Here is a 22,052-nt window from a genome sequence, read left to right as displayed (position 1 = left end):
GAATGGTCGTAAAAAAGTGGAGAACTTGCTAATCGTTCGCAATGTAGGCGCTACCAGAGGGTATCGTACTCTTTTTAAAGATATATCATTTGAGGCAAAAGCTGGTGAAATTCTAGAACTAAGGGGTGAAAATGGCTCAGGAAAGTCAACTTTGCTTCGCATTTTGGCTGGTTTGACACGTCCGGATGCTGGTTCGATTGCTTATCATGCTGATGGTAGCGGGTCACATTCTTCATCGTTTTACCCGGTACATTTTCTCGGTCATCAAGATGGAATTAAGGCCCAAGAGAGCGTTGAAGATCAGATGAAGTTTTGGGCGAGTTTCTTTGGCGAAGGAAAAGGCAAAATTCAGCCAGCATTGGAACGTGTGGGACTGTGGAAGAGGCGCGATGTGCCCGGACGCGGATTATCGGCAGGTCAAAGACGTCGTTTGTCATTAGCTAGACTGCTCATCACCTACCGACCCGTCTGGTTGCTAGATGAGCCATTTGCAGCGCTAGATACTAAGGGGCAAGAGTTGGTGAAAGAGCTGATTGCCAACCACAATGATGAGGGCGGTGTTGTTATCGCAGCAATGCATGGTGCAGCTATTCCAAATGCGCGTGCATTAGAGATTTTATCGCCACGCAAAGCAAAAAACTCAAAGCCTACAATAGAGGATATATCATCCTTAGAGATTGGATCTTCTGTATGAAAGTTTCTGAAGAGGCTATGTCTGCGCAATTATTGCCATTGCTTTGGCGTGAGCTGCGTCTGGCTTGGGGAGGAGGCGGTGGTGCGGCGCTGCCTGTCGGATTTTATGCGGGCGCTGCGACTTTGACGCCATTAGCATTGGGACCAGCTGCTGATTTACTGCGTGCAGCGGGTCCAGGTATTTTATATATATCGCTGGCTTTGGCGAGTTTATTGCCAATGGAACGCCTGTTTCAGGCAGATTTGGAAGATGGTACTTTGGATGTTGTCGCTTCATCAGGTGTGAGTATGACGGGAGTGGCTTTGACAAAAACATTGGCGCATTGGACTGCTTCGGGGCTGCCTTTGGCAATGGTGTCGCCTTTATTGTGGGTGATGTTGTTAGGGCCAGGGCACGCAGTGTTGCACGTGTTTGCGGTGTCATTGTTTGGAGGTTTGGCCTTCTTTTTTATTGGCTCAATTGGGGCTGCTCTAACAGCTGGCGTGAGACGGGGTGGATTGTTGATTGCGCTTGTGGCTTTGCCACTTTATGCCCCAGCGACAATTTTTGGCGCATCTGCATTATATGCAGTGTCTGAAGGGCGTGATTGGACAAGTGCAATGGCGCTTTGCGGTGCTTGTGCGTTGGCGGCTATCGCGCTTGGGCCGTTTGCGGCTGGGGCTGCATTAAAAACAGCTCTGGATTAGTGGGCCTGAATAGGGATAAGTGACTTTTATGATTTCGACATTTGCCAACCCGCATAAATTCATGTCTGCAACTCGACTTGCGGGGCCAATCATGCTTGCCCTTTCGGCGCTGGCATTGGCGATAGGGGCCTATGTAGGCTTGTTTATAGCGCCAGCTGATTATCGCCAAGGGGATGCTGTGCGCATTATGTTTGTGCATGTGCCGGCCGCCATGATGTGTATGGGGGCTTATACCTGTATGGCGGGGGCGAGTTTGTCCTCCCTTATATGGAAACATGCGCTTGCCGATATCGCAGGTAAATCAATTGCGCCCATTGGAGCAGTTTTTACGGCGATCTGTCTCATGACAGGGAGTTTGTGGGGGCGTCCAATTTGGAATACGTGGTGGGAATGGGATGCGCGACTAACATCTGTGCTCGTCCTATTTTTTCTATATCTGGGATATATGGCGATATGGTCAGCTTTTGAGACGCAACAAAAAGCAGGGCGAGCAGCTGCGATATTGTGTTTGGTTGGCGTTGTGAATATTCCGATCATTAAATGGTCTGTGAATTGGTGGTCTACGCTACATCAAAAAGCCTCTGTCCGATTGGCAGATGATTGGACAGAGAAATTGGGGACACCCTCAGAAATTATTCACTCTGAACTTCCTCAACCTTTTATCAGTCCATTGTTGATGGTGCTTTTGGGGTATGGACTATTATTTGGCGCATTGGTGATTATAAATATGCGTGCTGAAATATATGCGCGTCGCTCTGAAGCTCTCGTGCAGCGCCGCTACGCACAAGAGGAGGATGACTAATGGATAAGTATGCGCCTTTTGTGTGGGCTTCCTATGGGGTGGCGTTTGGGCTTTTGGCTGTGTTGACGGTGTTCATCGTTTTGCGTTTGAAACGTGCAAAAACTCGGCATGAGAAATTGGTTGCGGAAAGTTCAGAATGAAACGTGCTATCTATATTCTTCCGATCATATTGTTGATCGCGCTAGCTGCTCTATCAGTGGTGAAGCTGGGGCAGGTTGGTGGTCCTCAAGGTGATCTCTTCCAAGGCAAGGCCCGTGCGGCACCAGCGATTGAGTTGCAAACATTAGAAGGTGAGACCTACAGGCTGAGTGAGCATTTGGGCGAGCCAGTCGTTGTGAATGTGTGGGCCACATGGTGTTTGCCATGTAAATTAGAACACCCCTATTTGATGGAGATGTCGGAAGAAACGCCGATTGTTGGCGTTGCCTATAAAGATCAGCCTTCAGCGATTGTTAAAATGTTGGAAGAGGATGGCAATCCGTTTGCAGTCGTTGGGCTCGATACGGATGGGATGACAGGTTTGTCGCTAGGTGTGAATGCTGTACCTGAAACTTTCCTCATTGATGCAGACGGCATGATTGTGCGCCAGCATAGAGGGCCGCTTTCTCGGCAAGAAGCGGATGCTTTTAAGACAGAGTATGCACAATTGAAAACGGCTCAATCATCAGGCGATGAGGTCAATTAGTTTGTTAAAATGAGTTGGGAAGAACTGCGCGCGTCTGCGTGAGCAGATAAGCTATTTCTTGCTCTTCTTTTTCTTGCTGGAAGTCTTTTTTTTTGACTTCTTTTTATCGCCCTTGGATTTGTCTTTATTCTTGCCGTTAGCTTTGGGCGGCTCTACGCCTTCTGCTGCGCTGTGAAGTAGAGCTAGAGTGGCGAGAAAAGATTTTCTTTTGTTTTTTGGGAGAGCGTGAAGCAATGCTTTGTCTACCGTTTGCATCGCGGGCATGGCTTCATCAAGCGCTATACGTCCTGCATCGGTGAGAAATACAGATTTGGCACGTGCATCGGTTTCAGCGGCGCTACGCGAAACGAGGCCTTTCATCTCCATACGTGCGATCATGTCTGCTAATGTGGAGCGATCAATGCCTGTTGTATTGACGAGGTCAGACTGGCTGAGACCCTCTTTTTCTGCAACAGCAGCCAGGACAACCGATTGGCGAAGCGTGACATTATCTGCGAGGCCAAGATCAGAATAAATCTCTGTCGCAAATTGCTGAGAACGGCGCAAAAGATGCGCAGGAGACTCGCTGAGTTTAAAACTTGAAACTTCGTCAGACTTCGAATTCTCTTCAGACATCAGCCCCACCATTCCTGCAGTCAAAAGTTACGGAAACCCTTTCGTCCGTTGTCTGACTACATAGTTCGCTTTTGTCTGGCAAATGAAGGTTTCGTGTCAGTTCGCCGATTGGTGGGTATAAGCCGTATGCATTCTCTTGTTTAGAGAATACATGGGTGGTTTTGCTTAGTAGATGCGTTGATTATTTATTCTCTGCTTTAGAGCCAAAAGCATCATCATTTGAGTGTTTCATTAGATAGGGCATGTTTGCCATCATGAATAAGAATGTTGCGGGCATAACCAAGAAAATTTTGGAGTTGGCCCAAAAATCTTCTGTTTGCGTGCGCCATAAAAATTCGTTTAACGCGGCAAGTGCAATATAAAATAATCCCCACCGGATAGCGAACACTTTCCATGCATAATCTGGGAGATCAAAAGCATGCTGAAAAGCGATTTTCCAGACGTTTTTGCCAAAAGCTAGACCACCAAATATCAATCCAGCGAAGAGCAAATTGATGATGGTGGGTTTATAGTAAGCAAATTCAGGGCTTTGCAGATAAATGGTCAGCCCACCGAATACGGTAACGATGACCCCTGTAACGATAAGCATGGGGGAGATGGGTTCTTTTTTATAGACCGTCCAACCGATGACCGCAAAAATAGCTGCCATGAAGACACCTGTTCCCCAGTAAATTGCTGTTTCTTTTGCGAAAAGCCCGCCGCCTTCAGGCATGCGGCGCACAAGGTTGTAGACGACGACAAAGAGCAAAACAGGGCCAAGCTCACGCCATATCTTGCCTGCGCCTCCAGATTTGGAAGGGGCGGAATCTGCTGTTGCGTCTACTGAAGTGTCTTTTGAAATATCTGTCATATGCTTGATATGGCCTGCTTGTGGTGGGATGTCACGATTATTTACAGAAATTAGGCGGAATTGGAGCGTTTAAGGCTTTTTACAAGATCACGTGCACCGCCAGCATTTAAGCCGATAGCTAGAATTGCGTAAGCGATGCCGCCAAGTGATGCTTTCAACATCAACTCAGGGAATGCGCCTATTGCTGGAAGCAGATATACAACGCCTGCCATCCCCGCACATGCTATTGCAATAAGCGTTAGATCTTTTATCGGAATGGGGAGGGCGATGAAACGGCGTCCAACTCCCATGACGAGAAGCAAGGCAAGGGCGTAACAAAATACGGTCGCATATACAGCGCCCATCAAACCAATGCGTGGCAATAAGATTATATTGAGAATGACGTTTAAAACGGTTGGTATAATCATGAGCGAAGCGCGTAGGGCGGTTTTTTTAGAAAGCTGGAAAGCTTCTGAGAAATAATAAATGATGAACCCATTTATCAGGCCAGCCGCCGCGATCCAAGGTATTGTAAGGGCTGCTTGATCGCGTAATTCTTCGCCGATCATGAATTGAGCGAGAGGTTGAGCCACCATTGCGAGGCCTGTTGCTGCAGGCAATGCGATAAGCATCAGCAAGCGGGCCATGTTTTTTCCAGGTTCTGCAATGCCGCTCATTCCATGTTTTTCATAACTTGCCATGAGCAGAGGTGCACCCGCCATGGCTCCCCACATGCAAAGCAGACGAATAGTCTGGTCTGAGACACCATATCCGGCGGCATAGGCACCTACGGCGGCGTTATCTAGGAAATAGGCGATTAGGAAGCGGTCTCCTGCGCCAAGGGCAATTTCTAGGAGGAGGGCCAAAGCGAGAGGCATACCATAGGCAAAATAGCTTTTGGCGCGGCTCGTTTCAAAACGACCTTCTTTGGAGAGCTTCCAGAGGTATTGGCCCTGAATTGCAGCGAATAAGACGCCGCTAATGGCAAGGCCGATAAAAGGGGCAGCGGCTCCTGCTTGGGTACGCCATGCAAAGTATAATCCGCCTGCAAATCCTAACAGGATGTGGGCGATACTGATTTTCGCAAATCTGGAGACCTGCTGGCGTGCTTTATGGATTTCCAAACTCATCTGGATGACTGAAAAACAGGGCATAGATAAAGCTAGCCATATTATTGCAGCTTGCATTTTGGGATCACCGCCCACGATGAGCCACCCTATACCAACGATTAAAAGCGCGGGGATAAGTGACAGCATTGAGAGGGTGATGGATGTACGAATGTGATCATTCATGCCGCCACGTTCTTCAGCTTCTCCGGCAAATCGATACGCGGCAGCTTCGGCCCATGTTAGCGTTGTTGTGTGCGAAGCGGACATGATGGTGAGTATAAGGGCGTAGCGTCCGTAATCATCAGCACCTAGCAGGCGTGTATAGGCGTAGACCGCTCCAAAAGAGACAAGCCCTTGGATGACATTGGCGGGAAGATAGCCAAAGAGATGACGCCAGATCATGGTTTAAATTCCATCCCGCTTGATTTGAACATGCCTATTGCGGCGGACATTAATACTGTTTCTAAAACAAGTGATTAAAGCCTTGCTACATTAAAAATGGGTGTGATATTTTGCGTTATTCCCCGGTCACATCATCGCTGAGTCCGACCAATGCGTTTGCAAATGCTTGTGCTGAGAAGGGGTATAGGTCTTCCGCTTTCTCACCAATACCGACAAAGTGGATGGGTATCTCATGCTTATCTGCAATGGCGACAAGGACACCCCCTTTGGCTGTTCCGTCAAGTTTGGTCATCACCAAACCAGTCACGCCGGCAGTGTGTTTGAAGGCTTCAACTTGCGAGAGTGCATTCTGTCCAACTGTTGCATCGAGCACCAGAATTACATCATGCGGCGCGGTTGGTTCAATCTTCCGAATGGCGCGGACAACTTTTGCAAGTTCATCCATAAGCTCGGTTCGATTTTGCAGGCGGCCCGCTGTATCTATCAAAACGAGGTCGCGATTTTCACGCTTTGCCTGTTGGATAGCGTCAAATGCAAGGCCAGCGGAATCGGCTCCATCGGGGCGCGATAGGAAACCAGCATTGGCGCGGTCCGCCCAGACTTTTAATTGCTCAACAGCGGCAGCGCGGAATGTGTCTCCAGCGGCGAGTAGTATATCAGCGCCTTGGGCAGACAGTTTGCTTGCGATTTTACCAATCGTAGTTGTTTTACCGGATCCATTGACGCCGACAAATAAAACAACGCGTGGAGACGGGCCTTCCGAAAGGTCTAGTATTTCTTCACGAGGTTTTAAAACGCGTGTTATTTCAGTAGCTAAGGCTGATTTTATTTCTTCATCTGTGACTTCTTTGTCGAAACGGTCTTTGCGGATATTTTCACAAACGCGCATTGCCACACTGGCACCTAAGTCAGATGAGATAAGTAGATCTTCAAGGTCTTCTAGCGTGTCATCATCTAGTTTCTTCTTGGTGAAAACAGATGTAATGCCATCGGCAAGCTTGGATGATGAGCGTTTTAAACCTTGGCTCATACGAGAGAAGAAGCCCGGCTTCTTCGTCTCTGCTATCGGGTTGTTATCGTCCTGCTCAGTCTCTGTAGACGGCGTGGTGTCAGCCTGCTCTAAGGACGGTTCAGGTGTGTTGGCTGCTTGTTGATCAGCTGCATTTTCAGTGATGTCATAAGCAGGCGCATCTTCTTCAAATGTGTCTTCAGCAAGTGTTATTGCTGCGTCCGCTTCCGTGTCTGAGATGGCGGATACTTCAGGCTCGTTTTCCAACTCTTCGGTAGAGGTGTTAGATAAGTTTTCTTCTGTTCCATCCGCTGCGTCTTGCGTATCCGGCTTGACCTCAGCTTCCGGTGTCTTTTCCATGAATTGATTGAAGGGAGGAGGTGTTTCATCCTCTTCCTCGTCATGGGCGTCACTTGCATCGCTGTTTATGTCTTCATCAATAGCAGAGGTGTTTGAAGTATCCGGAGCAGATTCAGGAGATGCTTCCAAATCGGTTTCAGAAACTGGCTCAATCACTTCTTCGGATGCTGAAACAGGCGTGTCTTTAAGGTTGTCTGTTTCTGGTACGATCTGTTCCGTTTTGGAAGGTTCTGGAATGTTTTCGCTTTCATCCTTAACGGGAGATTGAGCATCATCACGAGTTTCAGAAAGCGGCGGTGTTTGAGGCGCAGTATCTTCGCTTGTCGGTTCGATCTGCTCTGCATTTTCAAGCGGCGACGCAGGTTCTTTTTCAATATTCGGCACAAAGCCGTCATCATCTCTGAAAGGGGCGTCAGATGTGATCGCATCCTTGTCGTAAGGGTCTTTGAAATAGTTTTCGACATCTGCCTGAATTTCAGCATCAATAGCAGCGTCTTCTTCTGATTTTTTCTTGCCGCCGAACAATCCACCAAACAGACCCTTTTTCTCTGGTGGTTTGTCTGCGTCCAGTAAAGCTTTAACAGCTTCTGGCGAATCTAAAACAGGGGTTGAATCTGTTGCAATGGGCACGCTGGTTGATGTGCTATCTTCAGAAGCAGCAGCGGGTGTTTCTGGTTCGATACCCGCCTCTTGAGGTGGATTTGGTTCAATAGGTGTCTCGCCAGATTTGTCAGCTTTTTTCTTTTTTCCAAACCACAATATCATAGCGTGCGCCCCATCAAATCTGTTCCATTGTGTGCGTAGAGTTCGAGTTTGACGATGCTGCCGGGAAGAGGTGCTTCGCCATCAATACGAATGGGTGCAAAGTCCGGCAATCTGGCGCGGCCACCCATTTCTACTAATGCATTCTGTGTTGTGCCGACATGGCGTTCTAAACGTAGTTTGAGCCTGTCTTCACCCTTTGCGCGCAACCGCGCGGCACGAGCTTTGACAATATCCCCATTGAGCTGCGGCATACGGGCAGCGGGTGTGCCTGGTCGCGCTGAATACGGGAAGACATGCAAGTAATCCAATCCGCATTCATCCACGGAGGCCAATGTGTTCTCAAACATTTCATCAGTTTCAGTTGGGAAACCTGCAATAAGGTCTGCACCAAAGGAAATATCAGGGCGAACAGCACGAAGGCGTGTGCAAAGATCAATTGCGTCTTCGCGGGAATGGCGACGTTTCATGCGTTTCAAGATCATATTGTCGCCCGCCTGAAAGGATAGGTGCAGGTGCGGAGCGATGCGCATATCATTAGCGATGAGATCAAAGAGCTGATCGTCGATTTCAATCGCATCAATAGATGATAAGCGAAGTTGTTTTAAATCCGGTGCGAGTTTGAGAATTCGTGCAACGAGGTTACCAAGATTGGGTTTGTTTGGCAGGTCAGCGCCCCATGAAGTGAGGTCTACGCCTGTTAGCACGACTTCGTAATGGCCTTTAAGGACCAATTGCTGAACTTGCCCCACGACTTCACCGGCAGGTACTGAGCGAGAATTTCCGCGACCATAGGGGATGATGCAAAACGTGCAGCGGTGATCACACCCTGTTTGTACTTGCACAAAAGCGCGCGCGCGACCTTCAAGCCCATCAACGAGGTGTCCGGCTGTTTCGGTCACAGACATAATGTCATTCACGACCGCTTTGGGAGCTGCTTGATTGAGAAGCGTGGAGGGCTTGAACGTGCCTTCCTGCATTTTCTCATTATTGCCGATAACGCGCGTAACTTCAGGCATTTTGGCAAACATATCAGGATCAATTTGCGCAGCACAACCTGTAACGATTATTGGTGTATCTGGGCGATCCTTGTGCGCACGTCGAATGGTTTGGCGCGCTTGCCTTACCGCTTCATTGGTAACGGCACATGTATTGACGATAATGGCATCCTCTAGCCCAGCGCTGGAGGCGTGATTGCGCATGACCTCGCTCTCATAAGAATTGAGGCGACATCCTAATGTAAGGATATCTAATCCAGACGCGGGTTTGCTATTGCGCTCTTCTTTTAAAGAGGCAGGCTCATTTGTAGATTGGGCGTCAATTGCAGGCGCGGAGGAGGGCGTGTTTTGTGTCATTGGCCCTTAAATGCGCGTCTATGAAAGATTTTGCAAGAGGGCTGAATTTTCGGGACACATTAGACGGCGTGATTTCCACGCTGAAGATATAGAATTGAACGCTGAACGTCTCCTATGGGAGAGGCATCGCACCTTTTTTGTTTAGTGGTTTTGCCATCTAAATAAGTGCGCCCCTGCAAGCGTAATTGCACCCAAAGTGGTCAAAAGAACTTCACTCTCATGTAGGGCGGGAATGAATGCCGCGACTATGAGAGAAAGCGTTCCCAATAATGCAAACACACCAAAAATCTTCCGAGTTTCAGCTTTATGAGTTTGAAGGAATGCAAAGAAAGCTGACGGAGCCGCAATCAGAACCAATGCTTTGTGAAGCCATTCAGTGTCTGAGAATGCGCTGAACATTGGAATTACCGATGTAAGAACCGGAAGTGCGAGACAATGAAACAGGCAAACGCTGGAGGAGGTAATGGCGACAATATCTAAACGAGTGGAGTTCACGAGCAAATTCTTTATGTGATGTTATAATATAACGTCAGATAAAGCGTCACATCCAAACTTTGTCAATGATTCTGGCGATGAAACTTATAGCTTGAATGTCAGATAGGCTTTTGAGGATAGCATTCTTATGCGCCAATCTATTAAAAATGCGGACGCTGTGAAGCATCCGCATTCTGGCGTTTTAATATGTGAGGATCTAGCGAGGAGGGCCTTTGCCGCCACCGCCTTCACCTTTGCCGCCACTGGAGCGTTGCTTGCCGCCACCTCCAGATTGGCCGCGCATGCTTGGCATTTTCACCAACAATTCTGATCGATTGAGGCTGCCGTTTTTATCTTGGTCGAGAAGATCGAAGTGACGGCGTAGGCAGGTTTCAAATTCAAGCTGAGTGATTGAACCGCTAAGGTCCGTATCAAATCCAATAAAACTGGGCATAGCTTCGGCGTGGCCTAGATAGATGGTGGCCCATGATTGATAATCAAAACTGCGCAAATGGGAGTCTTCTTCCAAGCCCATAATTGTCCAATTCGTATCAATAAATCTGTTGAGCTCATCAATAGATGTATATCCATCTTGGTCTGCATCCATGCTTGCATAGAGCAGGTTTAAGGGCGCTGCGACATAACCCATTGTTGAGAGATTGCCCTGATTGGGCGGGCCACCGCGTCCGCCTCCACGTTCTGGTGGTTTATGGGAGGCACATGATGCGGCGAATAATAGGCTTGCGGCGAGTGTTAGCTTTGCGACAGTCCCAGATTTAAAGTCGAACAATTTGAAAGTCTCTCATTTGGCAAAATTGCCCCCGATATTATCCCAAGAGATAGAACGGGAGCGCAGAGAGAATCCGTCGAAATTTTTTATTTAAATAGGGGAGCAGAGGCAGGTGATTTAATTTCGGCTTGGCGTTCAAGCTCGATGGGGCCTGTCATGATGACGTGATCATCCGACTCGCGCCAGTCAATGTGAAGGTCTCCACCATCAACAAACACTGTGCAGGACCGGTTTAAGAGATTTTTACGTACACCTGCAACGACAGCTGCACACGCGCCAGTGCCACAAGCTTTGGTGAGGCCAGCATCACGCTCCCATACACGCAAACGAATACAGTCGCGCCCTAATATTTGAGCAAAACCAACATTGACCTTCTCTGGGAAGAGCATGTGACCTTCGATAAGCGGGCCGATCGCTTTAACATCTGTGGCATCCAAATCATCAACGAAGAACACACAATGAGGATTACCCATATTCACAGCTCCAGGAAGCTGAAGATAAGGGGCGTCAATGGGGCCAATTTTGATATCTATACCGCGTGTGTCCATGCGTTCAGCAAGGGGTATTTCTTCCCATTTAAGAAGAGGTGAGCCCATATCAACTGAGATCATGGTTTCACCATTGCCATGGCGTTTGGCAATGAGGAGACCTGCCTCTGTTTCAATTTTGATTGTGTCGCGTTTGCGTTCGCGCATCATAATCCAGCCGACACAACGGGACACATTTCCACACGCACTTACTTCGCTGCCGGTATTATTCCAAATACGCATGAAAATATCACCGCGCATGGAATGCTCTAAGGAGACAACTTGATCTGCGTTGGCGGATTTTGCGATGCGACGTACAGCTTCGGGAGAAAGAGACAGTTTTTCACCGCGCCCATCAAGGATAGCAAATGCATTTCCGCAGCCATTCATTTGATAATACTTCATGGGTATTCTTCATCCGTGTAGAAAGCATGCAACATAGTTAAGATGACTGCGCGCGCTGCGTTTGTCTATTCGCCTTTAGGGTGAAAATAAGAAGTTTTTCCGGCGCGTCAAACTAAATAAGATTTAAAGCATGTAACACGTAATATTGAGGTTCTTTGAACACACCCCATCTAAACATATTCGATTGTAAATAAATGAAATGTTGCATGACGCATACTTGCATCATGAGCATGTGACGATAAGCTCGTTTTATGCGGGAAAGGTCACTTTATGAACAAGATAATTTTAAGTGCAGCTATATTGTTAGCTGGAGCATGCACGGCGCAGGACGATACATCTATAATGACGAACACGGCAGACACTCCATCAGTTTCGAGTAAAGCTGATCTGAGCTTTAGTTCAGACGCGCACCTTTTCCTTGAAGAAGTTGAAGGCGACAAAGCACTTGAATGGGTGAAGGGAGAGAATGAACGCTCCCTCGCACGTTTGAAAACTGATCCTCGATTTGCGGCGCTTGAGAAAGATGCACTCGATATTGTGAACGCTAAAGAGCGTATTCCTTACGGGTCTGTACGTGATGGGTTTGTGTATAATTTCTGGCAGGATGAAACGAATGTGCGTGGCCTTTGGCGCAAAACCACATTGGAGAGCTATAAGTCAGATACGCCTGTCTGGGAGACGGTATTAGACTTTGATGCTTTAGCAAAAGCAGAAGATAAAAACTGGGTATTTAAAGGCTCAAATTGTTTTAAACCCAAGAATGCCACGCAGTGGAAATGTATGGTTTCCCTATCTGATGGCGGTAAAGACGCTGTCATTCAGCGCGAGTTTGATCTTGCAAGCAAAACGTTTGTAGAAGGCGGCTTTGCAACGCATGAAGCCAAACAAGGTATCGCATGGGCTGGTGCTGATACCCTGCTTGTCGCGACAGATTGGGGTGATGTGGACGGTGTCGCTTCCGTTACGGAGTCCGGCTACCCATATATTCTAAAACGTTGGACGCGCGGTACGCCTCTAAATGAAGCGCAGACGATTTTGCAAAGCTCACCGACTGTTATGGGTGTGTGGCCGATGACGTTTGAGCTTGAAGATGGGCGCGTTATTCAGTCTGCAATGGAAGCTGAGTCTTTTTTCTCGTTCAATTACTGGCTATTTCCTGAAGATGGATCAGAGGCGGTCAAATGGCCAATCCCGAAAAAATCAACACCCCAAGGCGTATATGCTGGCCAATTTCTTTTGACATTGGAGGCTGATTGGGATGTTGAAGGGCAGGGTAGCTTCAAGCAAGGGGATTTAGTCGCCTTTGAAGTGAACGCCTTTCTTGAGAGCAAAACACTGCCAAGCGTTTCGCTTGTGATGCGCCCTAAAGAGCGTCAGGCTATAGGCAGCGTATCTTTATCCAAGGATGCCTTGTTGATCTCTTATAACGATAATGTCGCCGGTAAAGTGATGTCAGGTGATTTGGTTGATGGCGAATGGACGTTTTCTCCTGTTGCGCTCCCTGACAATGGAAATGCTGGAATTGCGTTCGCATCCAAAGACGAGAGCGATGTTTTCCTCAATTATGAGGGCTTTTTAAACCCAGATTCCTTATATGCATTTGATGCAAAATCAGGTGAAGTGACATTGCTAAAAAGCTTGCCACCAAAATTTGACGCAAGCCCATATGTGGTAGAGCAATTTGAATCGACATCGAAAGATGGAACAAAAGTGCCTTATTTTGTGGTACGAGCAAAAGACACCGCGATGGATGGTTCCACGCCAACCTTGCTTTATGGGTATGGTGGTTTCCAGATATCGCTAAATCCAAGCTATTCAGCATTCACTGGCAAGCTTTGGCTCGATAATGGCGGTGCCTATGTGCTTGCGAATATTCGGGGCGGCGGAGAATTTGGACCGGCATGGCACCAAGCCGGGCTGAAGCTAAAGCGTCAAGTAGTGTATGATGACTTCATTTCAGTTGCTGAAGATATTATCGGCAAGGGGCTTACATCACCAAGCAAACTAGGAATTATGGGCGGCTCCAATGGTGGTTTGCTCATGGGTGTTATGTTTACACAGCGCCCAGACTTGTTCTCGGCGGTTGTGTGTCAGGTGCCGTTATTGGATATGCTGCGTTATCACACCATGCTGGCGGGTGCGTCTTGGATGGATGAATATGGTGATCCAGATGTGCCAGAAGAGCGCGAATGGTTGGAAAAACTATCGCCCTACCACAATATTGATCCATCAATGGAGTATCCAGAAATCTTCTTCGTCACCTCCACAAAAGATGACCGCGTTCACCCAGCTCACGCACGTAAAATGGCGCATCGTTTACAGGATCTTGAAAAGCCATTCTTGTATTATGAAAACATTGATGGTGGACACTCTGCAGCGGCGAATTTGAAAGAATCTGCAAATCGCCGTGCGCTGGAAATGACCTATCTAATGCAAAAACTTATGGGGTCATCAGCTGAGTAAAATTATTGGTAAACACTAGATTGTGATTTGATTTTTCAAGATAGTCCTTTCAGGCTTGTGGGGTGTAGTTTTATTGAACCACCTGTCTGAAAGGGCGTTTTTATGAAGTCTCTATTTGTCGCAAGTGTTTTATCTTTTGCTCTAGCGCTTCCAGCATTGGCAGCTCCGCGATTGGGAGAGGAAGTTCCTGATTTTGAAGCAGTTTCCACGCATGGGGAGACTGTTAAACTAAGCGATATAGAAGGTCTCGTCGTTTTGGAGTGGACAAATGATGGCTGTCCTTTTGTACAAAAACACTATGATTCAGGAAATATGCAGGCGACTCAAAAAACGCTGACTGAGGGCGGTGCTAAGTGGATCACGATTATCTCTTCTGCTCCAGGTAAGCAGGGCTATGTGGATGCGGATGAGGCCAACTCCATAGCTTCTGATCATGGTGCGATGCCGGATTACACAATTCTTGATCCTACAGGTGAAATTGGTAAACTCTATAAGGCGCAAACAACGCCGCATATGTTTGTAATTGATGATGGTATTCTTGAATATGCTGGAGCGATTGATTCCATCCCTTCGGGAAATCCTGCAGATATAGAGCGTGCGGAGAATTATGTTTTATCTGCATTTGCGGACATATCGGCAGGCAAAGAGGTGCAGACTGCATCAAGCAAACCGTATGGCTGTAACGTCAAATATTAATTTGAAAATGTGAATATACTTCCTCTTGCGGTTTATCGTTTTTCGATATATTATGAGCGCAAGAGGAGCTATATCACATGAAAGCTGAACTTATTCGCGTGGCAAATGGTGCCATAGATATCAAGGTTGTAACGTCTAAAACCATGCATATTTTGCAATGGCGTCGACATATGTTTCGCGATGAAGTGCTCTTGGATGGCAAACGCCAACAAGTCTCACACGGCCTTTTGTGGGGGCGAGAGACCATTTATGGATTGGTGTTTGGCAGAGATGAAGATGGCCAAGGCGGCAGCAAACTAATCCTCACGATTGACTCACGTCATGATTGGAATTCGCTTGATGTGGATGAATATAACCGTCCACGTGGCGTGCGTTTGGAAGATGCAGACAGCACTTTATTGGTCTTTGGGTCGTTAGATCCCAAGGAGTTGGAGAAGCCACGAACCTTTATGGAAGCGTTGAAAAAATCATTTGGAATGCAGTGGTAAGAAAAAAGGCGCACCCAGTATAGAGTGCGCCTTTTTCTGCATAGGTTTTTAGAAGCGGATTATTCGCTTTTAGACATGATATACGCAATCACATCCTGTTGTTCTTTCTCTTTTTTTAGGCCGATAAAGACCATTTTATTACCCTTGACCGCAGCACGTGGGTTGGCAAGGTAAGCAGATAGAGATTCAGTATCCCAAGTCTTGCCGCCTTCACCTTCAGCGAGCATGGCTTTGGAGTATTTGAAACCTTCCACAGAAGCGATTTCACGACCAAGAATATTGTTTAGGTTTGGACCCACTTTATTGGCACCTACAACATTGTGACATGCAACGCATTTTTTGAAGACTTTCGCGCCAGCTTCTGCGTCGCCTTCCGCGAGGGCGCTTCCAGAAAAGCCTGCTGTCATGGCGAATGCGGTGAGGGCGAATGATGCGATTTTGAATGTTTTCATAGGGTCGGCTCCAGCTCGAATTCTTAGTTTCCGGGTTAGATATAACAATGCTGCGTGTGTATGGGTAATGAATAAAGCAGTTCTGGTCGATTCGTCGCAGATTGGACAAGGTGGGTGTAGGATAAGTTGGTATTATCAATTTGCTTCATGGCGATTTAGTGACTTCAATGTGAACGCTTTTTTACGCCGCGTTGGGGTTTCGCATTTGCGGGATTTTCGGGCCAATCATGCTTAGGGTAACGCCCCCGCATATCCTTCCGCATGTCCTGATAGCCTCCTGTCCAGAAGGCGACTATGTCTTTTGTCATTGCGATTGGGCGCTGGGCAGGTGAGAGCATTTCGAGAGTGAGGGGGACGCGTCCATTGGCGATATGAGGGTGCTGGGAGAGGCCAAAAAACTCTTGCGCTTTGACGCTAACCGTGGGGCCTTTTTCGCTATCATAGACAATGGAAACATTGCGATCTGTAGGTGTGGTCCAGTGAGATGGCGCGAGGTTTTCCATTTCAGATATGAGTTGCCAGTCGAGCAATGTTTTGATGGCGGCTATGGCTTTTGCGTCTGTTATATTTGAAAAATCTCTTGCGTTTTCAAGGAGTGGGGCCAACCAATCCTTTGCGCGTGTATGGATGGTATTTGCAAAATTTTCCGGCCAAATTGAACCAAATTGGGTGTGTAAAAAATTAATCCGTGCACTGAATGAGGCGATTGCATCATGTGCTGGGAGGAGTTTTGTCCCGTCTTTTTCAAAGGCATCCAAAAGCCCTTTTATAGCGGCCTTTCCGCTGGGTTTTGCAAGGGGTGTTTGGGAGAGTGTGATTGCCCCAATGCGTGTTACGCGCCTTGCTGTGAGGCGGTTTAATTTGGCATCGAAACTGGCAATATCTTCGGTGATCTCTGGACCAATATCGCGCGCTTCAGCTTCAGAAATTGGTGCTGCGAGGGTGATGCGCAGGGTGGCTGCTCCCCCTGTGATGTCCGCGATCGCTAGCCATGCTTCCCTTGAGAGGGGGTCTGTGGTGTCCACCTGCGCGGCGCGTCCATTGGCCATGAGGAACTCCCCCACCTTGCCTGGTCGTGCTTTGGCAATTCTGTCTGGAAAACCTTGCGCAATTGTGACGCCTGCTTCTTCTCGGTTTAAGTAGGGATTGTTTTTCAATGCGGGTTTTGCGGTTCTGGCCCATCGGTTTGCCATATCCCGCATGGCGCGTGCGCGACCTGATTTATCCACGGAAAAGCGCGCAAGACGTTCGCGGGCATCAATGCTTTTTCCGCTTAAACCTCGCTCACTTATCAAGGCGGCTATATGAGCAGCTAGAGGGATAGTCTCAATCTTATCCGCCCCCAGCACCATTGCTGCTAATCTTGGTGGCAATGGAAGATCAGATAACTTAAGGCCGAATGGGGTCGGTTGTCCTTTTTCATTGATGGCACCCAGATTTTGCAACAGCGCAAGACTGGCATTCCAAACGCCTTGGGGCGGTGCATCCAGCCAACGCATGGAGGATGGATCGTGCGTGCCCCATCGGGCGAGATCAAGCACAAGGCTCGTGAGGTCGCTATTGGTGATTTCAGGTGCTGGAAAGGCAGGTAAGCCGCGTGTTTCGGCTTCATGCCATAAGCGATAACACACGCCCGGCTCTGTACGGCCGGCGCGTCCGCGTCTTTGATCGGCGTTGGCGCGGGATGCGCGGATTGTATCTAGGCGTGAGGCATTTAAGGAGGCATCATATCGAGGCACACGGGCAAGGCCGGCATCTATGACGATGCGTACGCCTTCAATTGTGAGTGAACTCTCGGCGATATCGGTTGCCAGAACAATTTTGCGCTTCCCTGCGGGGGGAGGTGAAATTGCTGCATCTTGCTCTTGTGGTGTGAGGCCGCCAAAGAGCGGGGCAATTAGAATATTATCGCCAAGGTGGTCTAGGCGTTCGGCTGTGCGTTTAATTTCCATTGCGCCGGGAAGGAAAACGAGGAGTGAACCTGTTTCTTCTTTGAGCGCATGGTTGATAGCGGATGCAACCTCATCTTCGAGGCGGGCATTTTGATTGCGGCCTATGTAATGTGTGGTGACAGGGTGGGCGCGCCCATCAGACTGGATAAGGGGGGCATTTAAAAATGCGGGTAGACCTTGTGTGTCCAATGTGGCGGACATGGGTAGGATACGTAAATCTTCGCGCAGGGCTTCTTGCGCTTCAAGGGCAAGTGCGAGGCCAAGGTCAGCATCAAGGGAGCGTTCATGAAACTCATCGAATATAACCGCGCTAATGCCGGATAATTCGGGATCATCAAGTATCATGCGGGTAAAAATACCCTCTGTGATGACTTCAATGCGCGTGGATTTAGATGTGCGTACATCAAGGCGCGCGCGCAGGCCAATTGTATCGCCGACACGTTCACCTAAGGTTTGGGCCATACGCGTTGCAGCCGCGCGGGCAGCAATACGACGTGGTTCTAGGACGAGTATTTTCCCAGACTTTGCCCAGTCTTCATCTAGCAAAGCGAGCGGGACACGCGTTGTTTTACCTGCCCCTGGAGGAGCGGCGAGGACTAGGCGAGAATGCGTGCGTAGACTGGTTTTGATGTTATCAATAACATCATCAATAGGAAGAGAGAGGGAGCTTTGCGTCATGCCTCAGCGATACGCAGGAATGACGCTTGCTGCAAGATGGGATTATGCCACGGGAATTTGTCCAACTTCCTCACTAGGCAAATCTATATAAGATAGTGGTCCACCTTTCCCACATCCCGTATCTAGGAAGATGGCACGGCGGCCATTGTCTGCGGTGTGAATGAAAGGTTGTTCGGCTCGGATATCGTGACCCACAACGGCAGTGATGCCTTCGGGAAGGCTTTCAACCCAATCATAATGGCGCACAGGGCGACCTTCTTCATCACGATCACCGCGCACTTCACCATACAACGCCATGTTTTCAATGCGGCGACGCAGACGATTGAGGTTCATTGGCTCATCTGGTGGGGCAAAATGAAAAGGACTGACAGCACCATGCGCAAACACAAATTGGCCCATGCGTAGAATGTGAGGTGTATCCGCATATATTTTGATAAAGCGCTCTTTTAGCTCTTTCCCGTCTGGTGCATTGGCAATGCTTTTCAGGGTTTGAGATAATTCGCGATTCATGCGGATATTATTCCCTATCAGCATGCGATATAATTTATCATCATGGTTTGAGCGCACAAGATAAGCGCGGCCTGAATCGATCCAATTCAGAGCTAATCTTAAAACACCTGCACTGTCGGGGCCGCGGTCTACTAGGTCTCCCAATAATATGATGTGATCGGCACTTCCAGCGGCAGCTTCAAGACTGTCAGGGTGGCCATGCACATCACCAATGGCCCGTATATTATTCAACTTAGAAATCATATGGTTATTTTGATGCTGTAACGAGATAAATGGCAAGAGGCATAATCTACTCCTTGACCGCAATTTCTGTAGACATAGTGTCTAAACTTGATTTTTTCGAGGTGGAGATCCTTTTTAATGGGCGGCTGGTTGAAAATAACGCTGTGGAAGCGTGTTATGCTTGGGTTAGTGCTGGGCATATTATTGGGGCTGGGTCTCCATTATGGGGTAGGAGAGAAGGGCGCAGATTTTGCGACTGATTGGATTTATCCATTCGGAAAAGCCTTCATCAATTTAATTAAAATGCTGGTCGTGCCTCTCATTTTCACGACGCTTGTGTCGGGTGTCACGGCGATGGGCAATCCTGCAAAGCTGGGATCTTTGGGTGGGCGTGCGCTTGGGCTTTATATGGCGACGACTTTGTTCGCTGTAACCATTGGTTTGGCTATAGGCACGATTGTGCGTCCGGGCGCAAATTTTGATTTGGGCATGGTAAGTGAAGACGCAAAACTTGATCAGCAGAGCAAAATTGAAAGCTTGCAAGGCGCAACGAAGGGATTGGGGGATCGCTTGCTTGAGATTATTCCCACAAACCCAGCGGCAGCTTTTACGGATGGCAATACGCTGCAAATCATTTTCTTTGCAATCATATTTGGTGTGGGCTGTTTAATGGCCAAAGAAGCGGGACGTCCGATTGCGAAAGCGACGGAAAGTGCTGCTGAAGTTATGATGAAAATCACACATATTATTATGGAGTTAGCGCCATTTGGTGTGTTCGCTTTGATGACATGGGTGATGGCGAGCCAAGGCTTGCAGGTTTTAACAGTGCTCGGAAAAATGGTGTTTGCACACTATTTGGCGTGTACGCTGCACATGGTGTTTACGCATGGGGGGATTGTGAAGGGGATATTGAAACTCCCGCTTATACGCTTCTTCCGTGGGATTGTGGATGCACAAGCTGTGGCGTTTTCTACGTCATCTTCAAGTGCGACTTTGCCCGTGACGATTACATGTGTGGAAAAAAATCTGGGTGTGTCTAAGCCCATTGCGTCATCTGTTTTGCCCTTGGGTGCAACAATCAACATGGATGGAACAGCGCTATATCAAGGCTTGATCGCTTTGTTTGCTGCGCAAGCTTTTGGCATTCAGCTTGATCTTGTCGATTACGCTATGGTGGCGATGACGGCGACGCTTGTATCTGTGGGAACGGCGGGTATTCCGTCTGTAAGCCTCTTCCTCGCGACGACCACATTAGCTGTGATTGGGTGTACGCCTGAGCAGATAGTGATTGTGTTGGCAGTGTTATTCCCGTTTGACCGTTTGCTCGACATGATGCGTACCGTGACTAATATTACGGGTGATGCGGCTGTGGCGACTGTGGTTGCTAAATGGGAAGGCGAATTGGATGAAGAGGTGTTTAAGCGCGTTTCTTCCGTTTAAGCATCTAAATACGCACTTTTTATCCCTTTGATTAAAGACAGCCAGCACGATGTGTTGGCTGTTTTGGGATGAAATAATGAATAGATTTCATCGGCAAATTAAGGATGGAAATATATTAGATTCACCATGTTGTGAATTGTCACATGATCTCCTTATATTACCTGCATAAAGTTTCATATCTTGGGGTTGATTTTAATTAGATCAATTCTAAATAAGAGAGATGAGTTTAGAAAATGCTGCGTTGACGGGGCGATTTCCTAGGGGATCGAAACGGGGGCGCGGCCATGCAGCATGGAGATTTGCACATGATTGGACGTCAGGTTCCTAAGGTTACTTTCCACACACGCGTTCGTGACGAAAGCATTGGTGGCGACAACCCATTCCGTTGGGAAGACAAGACAAGCGACGATTTCTTCAAAGGTAAGAAAGTTGTACTTTTCTCTTTGCCGGGTGCGTTTACGCCAACATGTTCAACATACCAATTGCCAGACTTTGAAAAACTCTTCCCAGAGTTTCAAGCTAAAGGCGTTGATGCAATTTACTGTATGTCTGTGAACGACACATTCGTAATGAATGCATGGGCTAAAGGCCAAAACCTTAAAAACGTATCAGTGATCCCTGATGGTTCAGGTGAGTTCACACGTAAAATGGGTATGTTGGTCAACAAAGACAATATCGGTTTTGGTGCACGTTCATGGCGCTACGCAGCTGTCGTAAACGATGGTAAAATCGAGAAATGGTTTGAAGAGCCAGGCTTTGAAGACAATTGCGGCGATGACCCATATGGCGAATCTTCACCGCAGAACGTTTTGAAAAATCTCTAAGTTTTTCTAAAATGAACTAAAAAAGAAGGCGACGGATATAGCATCCGTCGCCTTTTTAGTGTGGGTTCTGTCTCGTGGGTGATGAATATTACGAGGAACCCTGATGGAACTGGTGTGCGCCTAAGCTGCTTTTTGTAAGTCTTGAGCTTGGCTTGAGGCAACGCTTGATGGGCGAGTTGCAATTCTTGACCGTGTCGCGCGTGCTGGCATTGGTTTCTTCTCGATCTCTGCTTTTACGCCATTGACGATAAAAGGTGTGAGAAGGGATTTTAGCCGGCTTGCATCTTCAACGTAGAATAAATCCATTGAGAAACGCAGCTCAGTATCACGTAGTTTAAGGGTCGATGTGTTCTTGTGTTTTTGGATACGAACAGAATCGATAATGGGTGAATACCAGCTCGCCATTTCATTGTTTGTGCCGTTAACACTGATTAAGCGCTTATTGGTGAGCGCGTAAGCCATGTTGACGCGTTTCTTGCGGTTTGACCAAGCAGAGATAGCACCAATAGCGCGCATGAGTGCAGTTGCGCCAAGCGCAATGAAGATTGCATTCTTTTGGGCGGGGGCGAAAAACCAACTTGTCGCCGCAGCAGCACCCAATGTCAGAAAGAATGCGACATTCTTCCAGTAGAAGGTTTTGATTTTATTGCAAATAATCTGTCTATCAGGGAAGCCTGACCAAATGATTCTCTCATCACTTGCAAGGTCGGATTCAATTTTCCCGATCGCGGCATACATTGCCTTCTTACACATTCACTCTACTCACTCTACAAAAGTCTCAACAATTAACCATGTATTAATGTAGAAAACGCGCAAATTCAGC

General features: G+C 47.8%; 22 protein-coding genes. 10 read left to right on the top strand and 12 right to left on the bottom strand.

Annotation, left to right across the window (positions count from 1 at the left end; genetic code table 11):
• The first annotated feature begins 16 nt into the window (after positions 1 to 16).
• From ccmA to ACFQS8_RS11285, 5 genes are read left to right on the top strand one after another with little or no spacing between them, the layout of a single operon-like run.
• Positions 17 to 694 carry a heme ABC exporter ATP-binding protein CcmA gene (ccmA, locus tag ACFQS8_RS11305; RefSeq protein ID WP_382167445.1) on the top strand — a complete coding sequence of 226 codons (678 nt, stop codon included), beginning with the start codon at positions 17 to 19 and terminating at the stop codon, positions 692 to 694.
• Entirely contained in the window at positions 691 to 1,380 is a 690-nt protein-coding gene (gene ccmB, locus ACFQS8_RS11300; RefSeq protein ID WP_382167443.1) for a heme exporter protein CcmB, read from the top strand. The genes ccmA and ccmB overlap by 4 nt, the downstream gene beginning before the upstream one ends.
• Positions 1,381 to 1,408: 28 nt before the next feature.
• Positions 1,409 to 2,182 (top strand): heme ABC transporter permease, encoded by a 774-nt coding sequence (locus ACFQS8_RS11295; protein WP_382167441.1) that lies wholly within the window; start codon positions 1,409 to 1,411, stop codon positions 2,180 to 2,182.
• Positions 2,182 to 2,322, top strand: coding sequence for a heme exporter protein CcmD (gene ccmD, locus ACFQS8_RS11290; protein WP_382167439.1), 141 nt, complete (start codon positions 2,182 to 2,184; stop codon positions 2,320 to 2,322). Before ACFQS8_RS11295 ends, ccmD begins: the two co-directional genes overlap by 1 nt.
• The gene (locus ACFQS8_RS11285) at positions 2,319 to 2,867 is read left to right on the top strand and encodes a DsbE family thiol:disulfide interchange protein (protein WP_382167438.1); all 549 of its coding nucleotides are present in this window, start codon (positions 2,319 to 2,321) and stop codon (positions 2,865 to 2,867) included. Before ccmD ends, ACFQS8_RS11285 begins: the two co-directional genes overlap by 4 nt.
• Positions 2,868 to 2,918: 51 nt before the next feature.
• Here the strand turns inward: ACFQS8_RS11285 and ACFQS8_RS11280 are convergent, their stop codons facing one another.
• The 8 genes from ACFQS8_RS11280 to dapF all read right to left on the bottom strand — a co-directional run bounded on the left by ACFQS8_RS11280 (position 2,919) and on the right by dapF (position 11,504).
• Positions 2,919 to 3,482: a MarR family winged helix-turn-helix transcriptional regulator gene (locus tag ACFQS8_RS11280; RefSeq protein WP_382167437.1), complete on the bottom strand. Its 564-nt coding sequence runs from the start codon at positions 3,480 to 3,482 to the stop codon at positions 2,919 to 2,921.
• A gap of 181 nt (positions 3,483 to 3,663) precedes the next feature.
• A complete protein-coding gene (locus ACFQS8_RS11275) occupies positions 3,664 to 4,332 on the bottom strand; it encodes an inner membrane-spanning protein YciB (RefSeq protein ID WP_382167436.1) in 669 nt (222 codons plus the stop codon).
• A gap of 50 nt (positions 4,333 to 4,382) precedes the next feature.
• Positions 4,383 to 5,822, bottom strand: coding sequence for a lipopolysaccharide biosynthesis protein (locus ACFQS8_RS11270; RefSeq protein ID WP_382167435.1), 1,440 nt, complete (start codon positions 5,820 to 5,822; stop codon positions 4,383 to 4,385).
• A 115-nt stretch (positions 5,823 to 5,937) separates the two neighbouring features.
• Complete coding sequence (gene ftsY / locus ACFQS8_RS11265; RefSeq protein WP_382167434.1) at positions 5,938 to 7,956, bottom strand: signal recognition particle-docking protein FtsY; 2,019 nt, start codon at positions 7,954 to 7,956, stop codon at positions 5,938 to 5,940.
• Positions 7,953 to 9,308, bottom strand: a complete 1,356-nt coding sequence (gene mtaB / locus ACFQS8_RS11260) for a tRNA (N(6)-L-threonylcarbamoyladenosine(37)-C(2))-methylthiotransferase MtaB (RefSeq protein ID WP_382167433.1) — start codon at positions 9,306 to 9,308, stop codon at positions 7,953 to 7,955. The genes ftsY and mtaB overlap by 4 nt, the downstream gene beginning before the upstream one ends.
• A 141-nt stretch (positions 9,309 to 9,449) precedes the next feature.
• Positions 9,450 to 9,803, bottom strand: a complete 354-nt coding sequence (locus ACFQS8_RS11255; protein ID WP_382167432.1) for a MerC domain-containing protein — start codon at positions 9,801 to 9,803, stop codon at positions 9,450 to 9,452.
• Positions 9,804 to 9,999: 196 nt separating this feature from the next.
• Positions 10,000 to 10,572: an EF-hand domain-containing protein gene (locus ACFQS8_RS11250; RefSeq protein WP_382167431.1), complete on the bottom strand. Its 573-nt coding sequence runs from the start codon at positions 10,570 to 10,572 to the stop codon at positions 10,000 to 10,002.
• 86 nt (positions 10,573 to 10,658) lie between these two features.
• On the bottom strand, positions 10,659 to 11,504 hold the full coding sequence (gene dapF, locus ACFQS8_RS11245) for a diaminopimelate epimerase (RefSeq protein WP_382167430.1): 846 nt from the start codon (positions 11,502 to 11,504) through the stop codon (positions 10,659 to 10,661).
• Positions 11,505 to 11,774: 270 nt separating this feature from the next.
• Between dapF and ACFQS8_RS11240 the strand changes: the two genes are divergently transcribed.
• The 3 genes from ACFQS8_RS11240 to ACFQS8_RS11230 all read left to right on the top strand — a co-directional run bounded on the left by ACFQS8_RS11240 (position 11,775) and on the right by ACFQS8_RS11230 (position 15,151).
• Positions 11,775 to 13,967, top strand: coding sequence for a prolyl oligopeptidase family serine peptidase (locus tag ACFQS8_RS11240; RefSeq protein WP_382167429.1), 2,193 nt, complete (start codon positions 11,775 to 11,777; stop codon positions 13,965 to 13,967).
• Positions 13,968 to 14,069: 102 nt separating this feature from the next.
• Positions 14,070 to 14,663, top strand: a complete 594-nt coding sequence (locus tag ACFQS8_RS11235) for a redoxin domain-containing protein (RefSeq protein WP_382167428.1) — start codon at positions 14,070 to 14,072, stop codon at positions 14,661 to 14,663.
• Between the two features lie 77 nt (positions 14,664 to 14,740).
• Positions 14,741 to 15,151, top strand: a complete 411-nt coding sequence (locus ACFQS8_RS11230) for a hypothetical protein (RefSeq protein WP_382167427.1) — start codon at positions 14,741 to 14,743, stop codon at positions 15,149 to 15,151.
• Positions 15,152 to 15,210: 59 nt separating this feature from the next.
• On the opposite strand, the gene ACFQS8_RS11225 is transcribed toward ACFQS8_RS11230, so the two are convergent.
• From ACFQS8_RS11225 to ACFQS8_RS11215, 3 genes are all read right to left on the bottom strand, one after another.
• Positions 15,211 to 15,603 (bottom strand): c-type cytochrome, encoded by a 393-nt coding sequence (locus ACFQS8_RS11225; RefSeq protein ID WP_382167426.1) that lies wholly within the window; start codon positions 15,601 to 15,603, stop codon positions 15,211 to 15,213.
• A gap of 164 nt (positions 15,604 to 15,767) precedes the next feature.
• Positions 15,768 to 18,233 carry an ATP-dependent helicase HrpB gene (gene hrpB / locus ACFQS8_RS11220; RefSeq protein ID WP_382167425.1) on the bottom strand — a complete coding sequence of 822 codons (2,466 nt, stop codon included), beginning with the start codon at positions 18,231 to 18,233 and terminating at the stop codon, positions 15,768 to 15,770.
• A gap of 42 nt (positions 18,234 to 18,275) precedes the next feature.
• On the bottom strand, positions 18,276 to 18,986 hold the full coding sequence (locus ACFQS8_RS11215; RefSeq protein ID WP_382167424.1) for a metallophosphoesterase: 711 nt from the start codon (positions 18,984 to 18,986) through the stop codon (positions 18,276 to 18,278).
• A 117-nt stretch (positions 18,987 to 19,103) separates the two neighbouring features.
• Here ACFQS8_RS11215 and ACFQS8_RS11210 point away from each other — a divergent pair, with 117 nt between their 5' ends.
• Together ACFQS8_RS11210 and ACFQS8_RS11205 are read left to right on the top strand one after the other, a co-directional pair.
• Positions 19,104 to 20,405 (top strand): dicarboxylate/amino acid:cation symporter, encoded by a 1,302-nt coding sequence (locus ACFQS8_RS11210; protein WP_382167423.1) that lies wholly within the window; start codon positions 19,104 to 19,106, stop codon positions 20,403 to 20,405.
• Between the two features lie 305 nt (positions 20,406 to 20,710).
• Positions 20,711 to 21,229, top strand: coding sequence for a peroxiredoxin (locus ACFQS8_RS11205; protein ID WP_382168604.1), 519 nt, complete (start codon positions 20,711 to 20,713; stop codon positions 21,227 to 21,229).
• Positions 21,230 to 21,349: 120 nt separating this feature from the next.
• On the opposite strand, the gene ACFQS8_RS11200 is transcribed toward ACFQS8_RS11205, so the two are convergent.
• Entirely contained in the window at positions 21,350 to 21,982 is a 633-nt protein-coding gene (locus tag ACFQS8_RS11200; protein WP_382167422.1) for a hypothetical protein, read from the bottom strand.
• Positions 21,983 to 22,052: the final 70 nt, after the last annotated feature.

The organism is Hirschia litorea (assembly GCF_042665075.1).
In the GTDB taxonomy this organism is placed as follows: domain Bacteria; phylum Pseudomonadota; class Alphaproteobacteria; order Caulobacterales; family Hyphomonadaceae; genus Hirschia; species Hirschia litorea.
The sequence above is the reverse complement of the archived record's forward strand: the minus strand, read 5'-3'. Positions and strand labels throughout refer to the sequence as shown.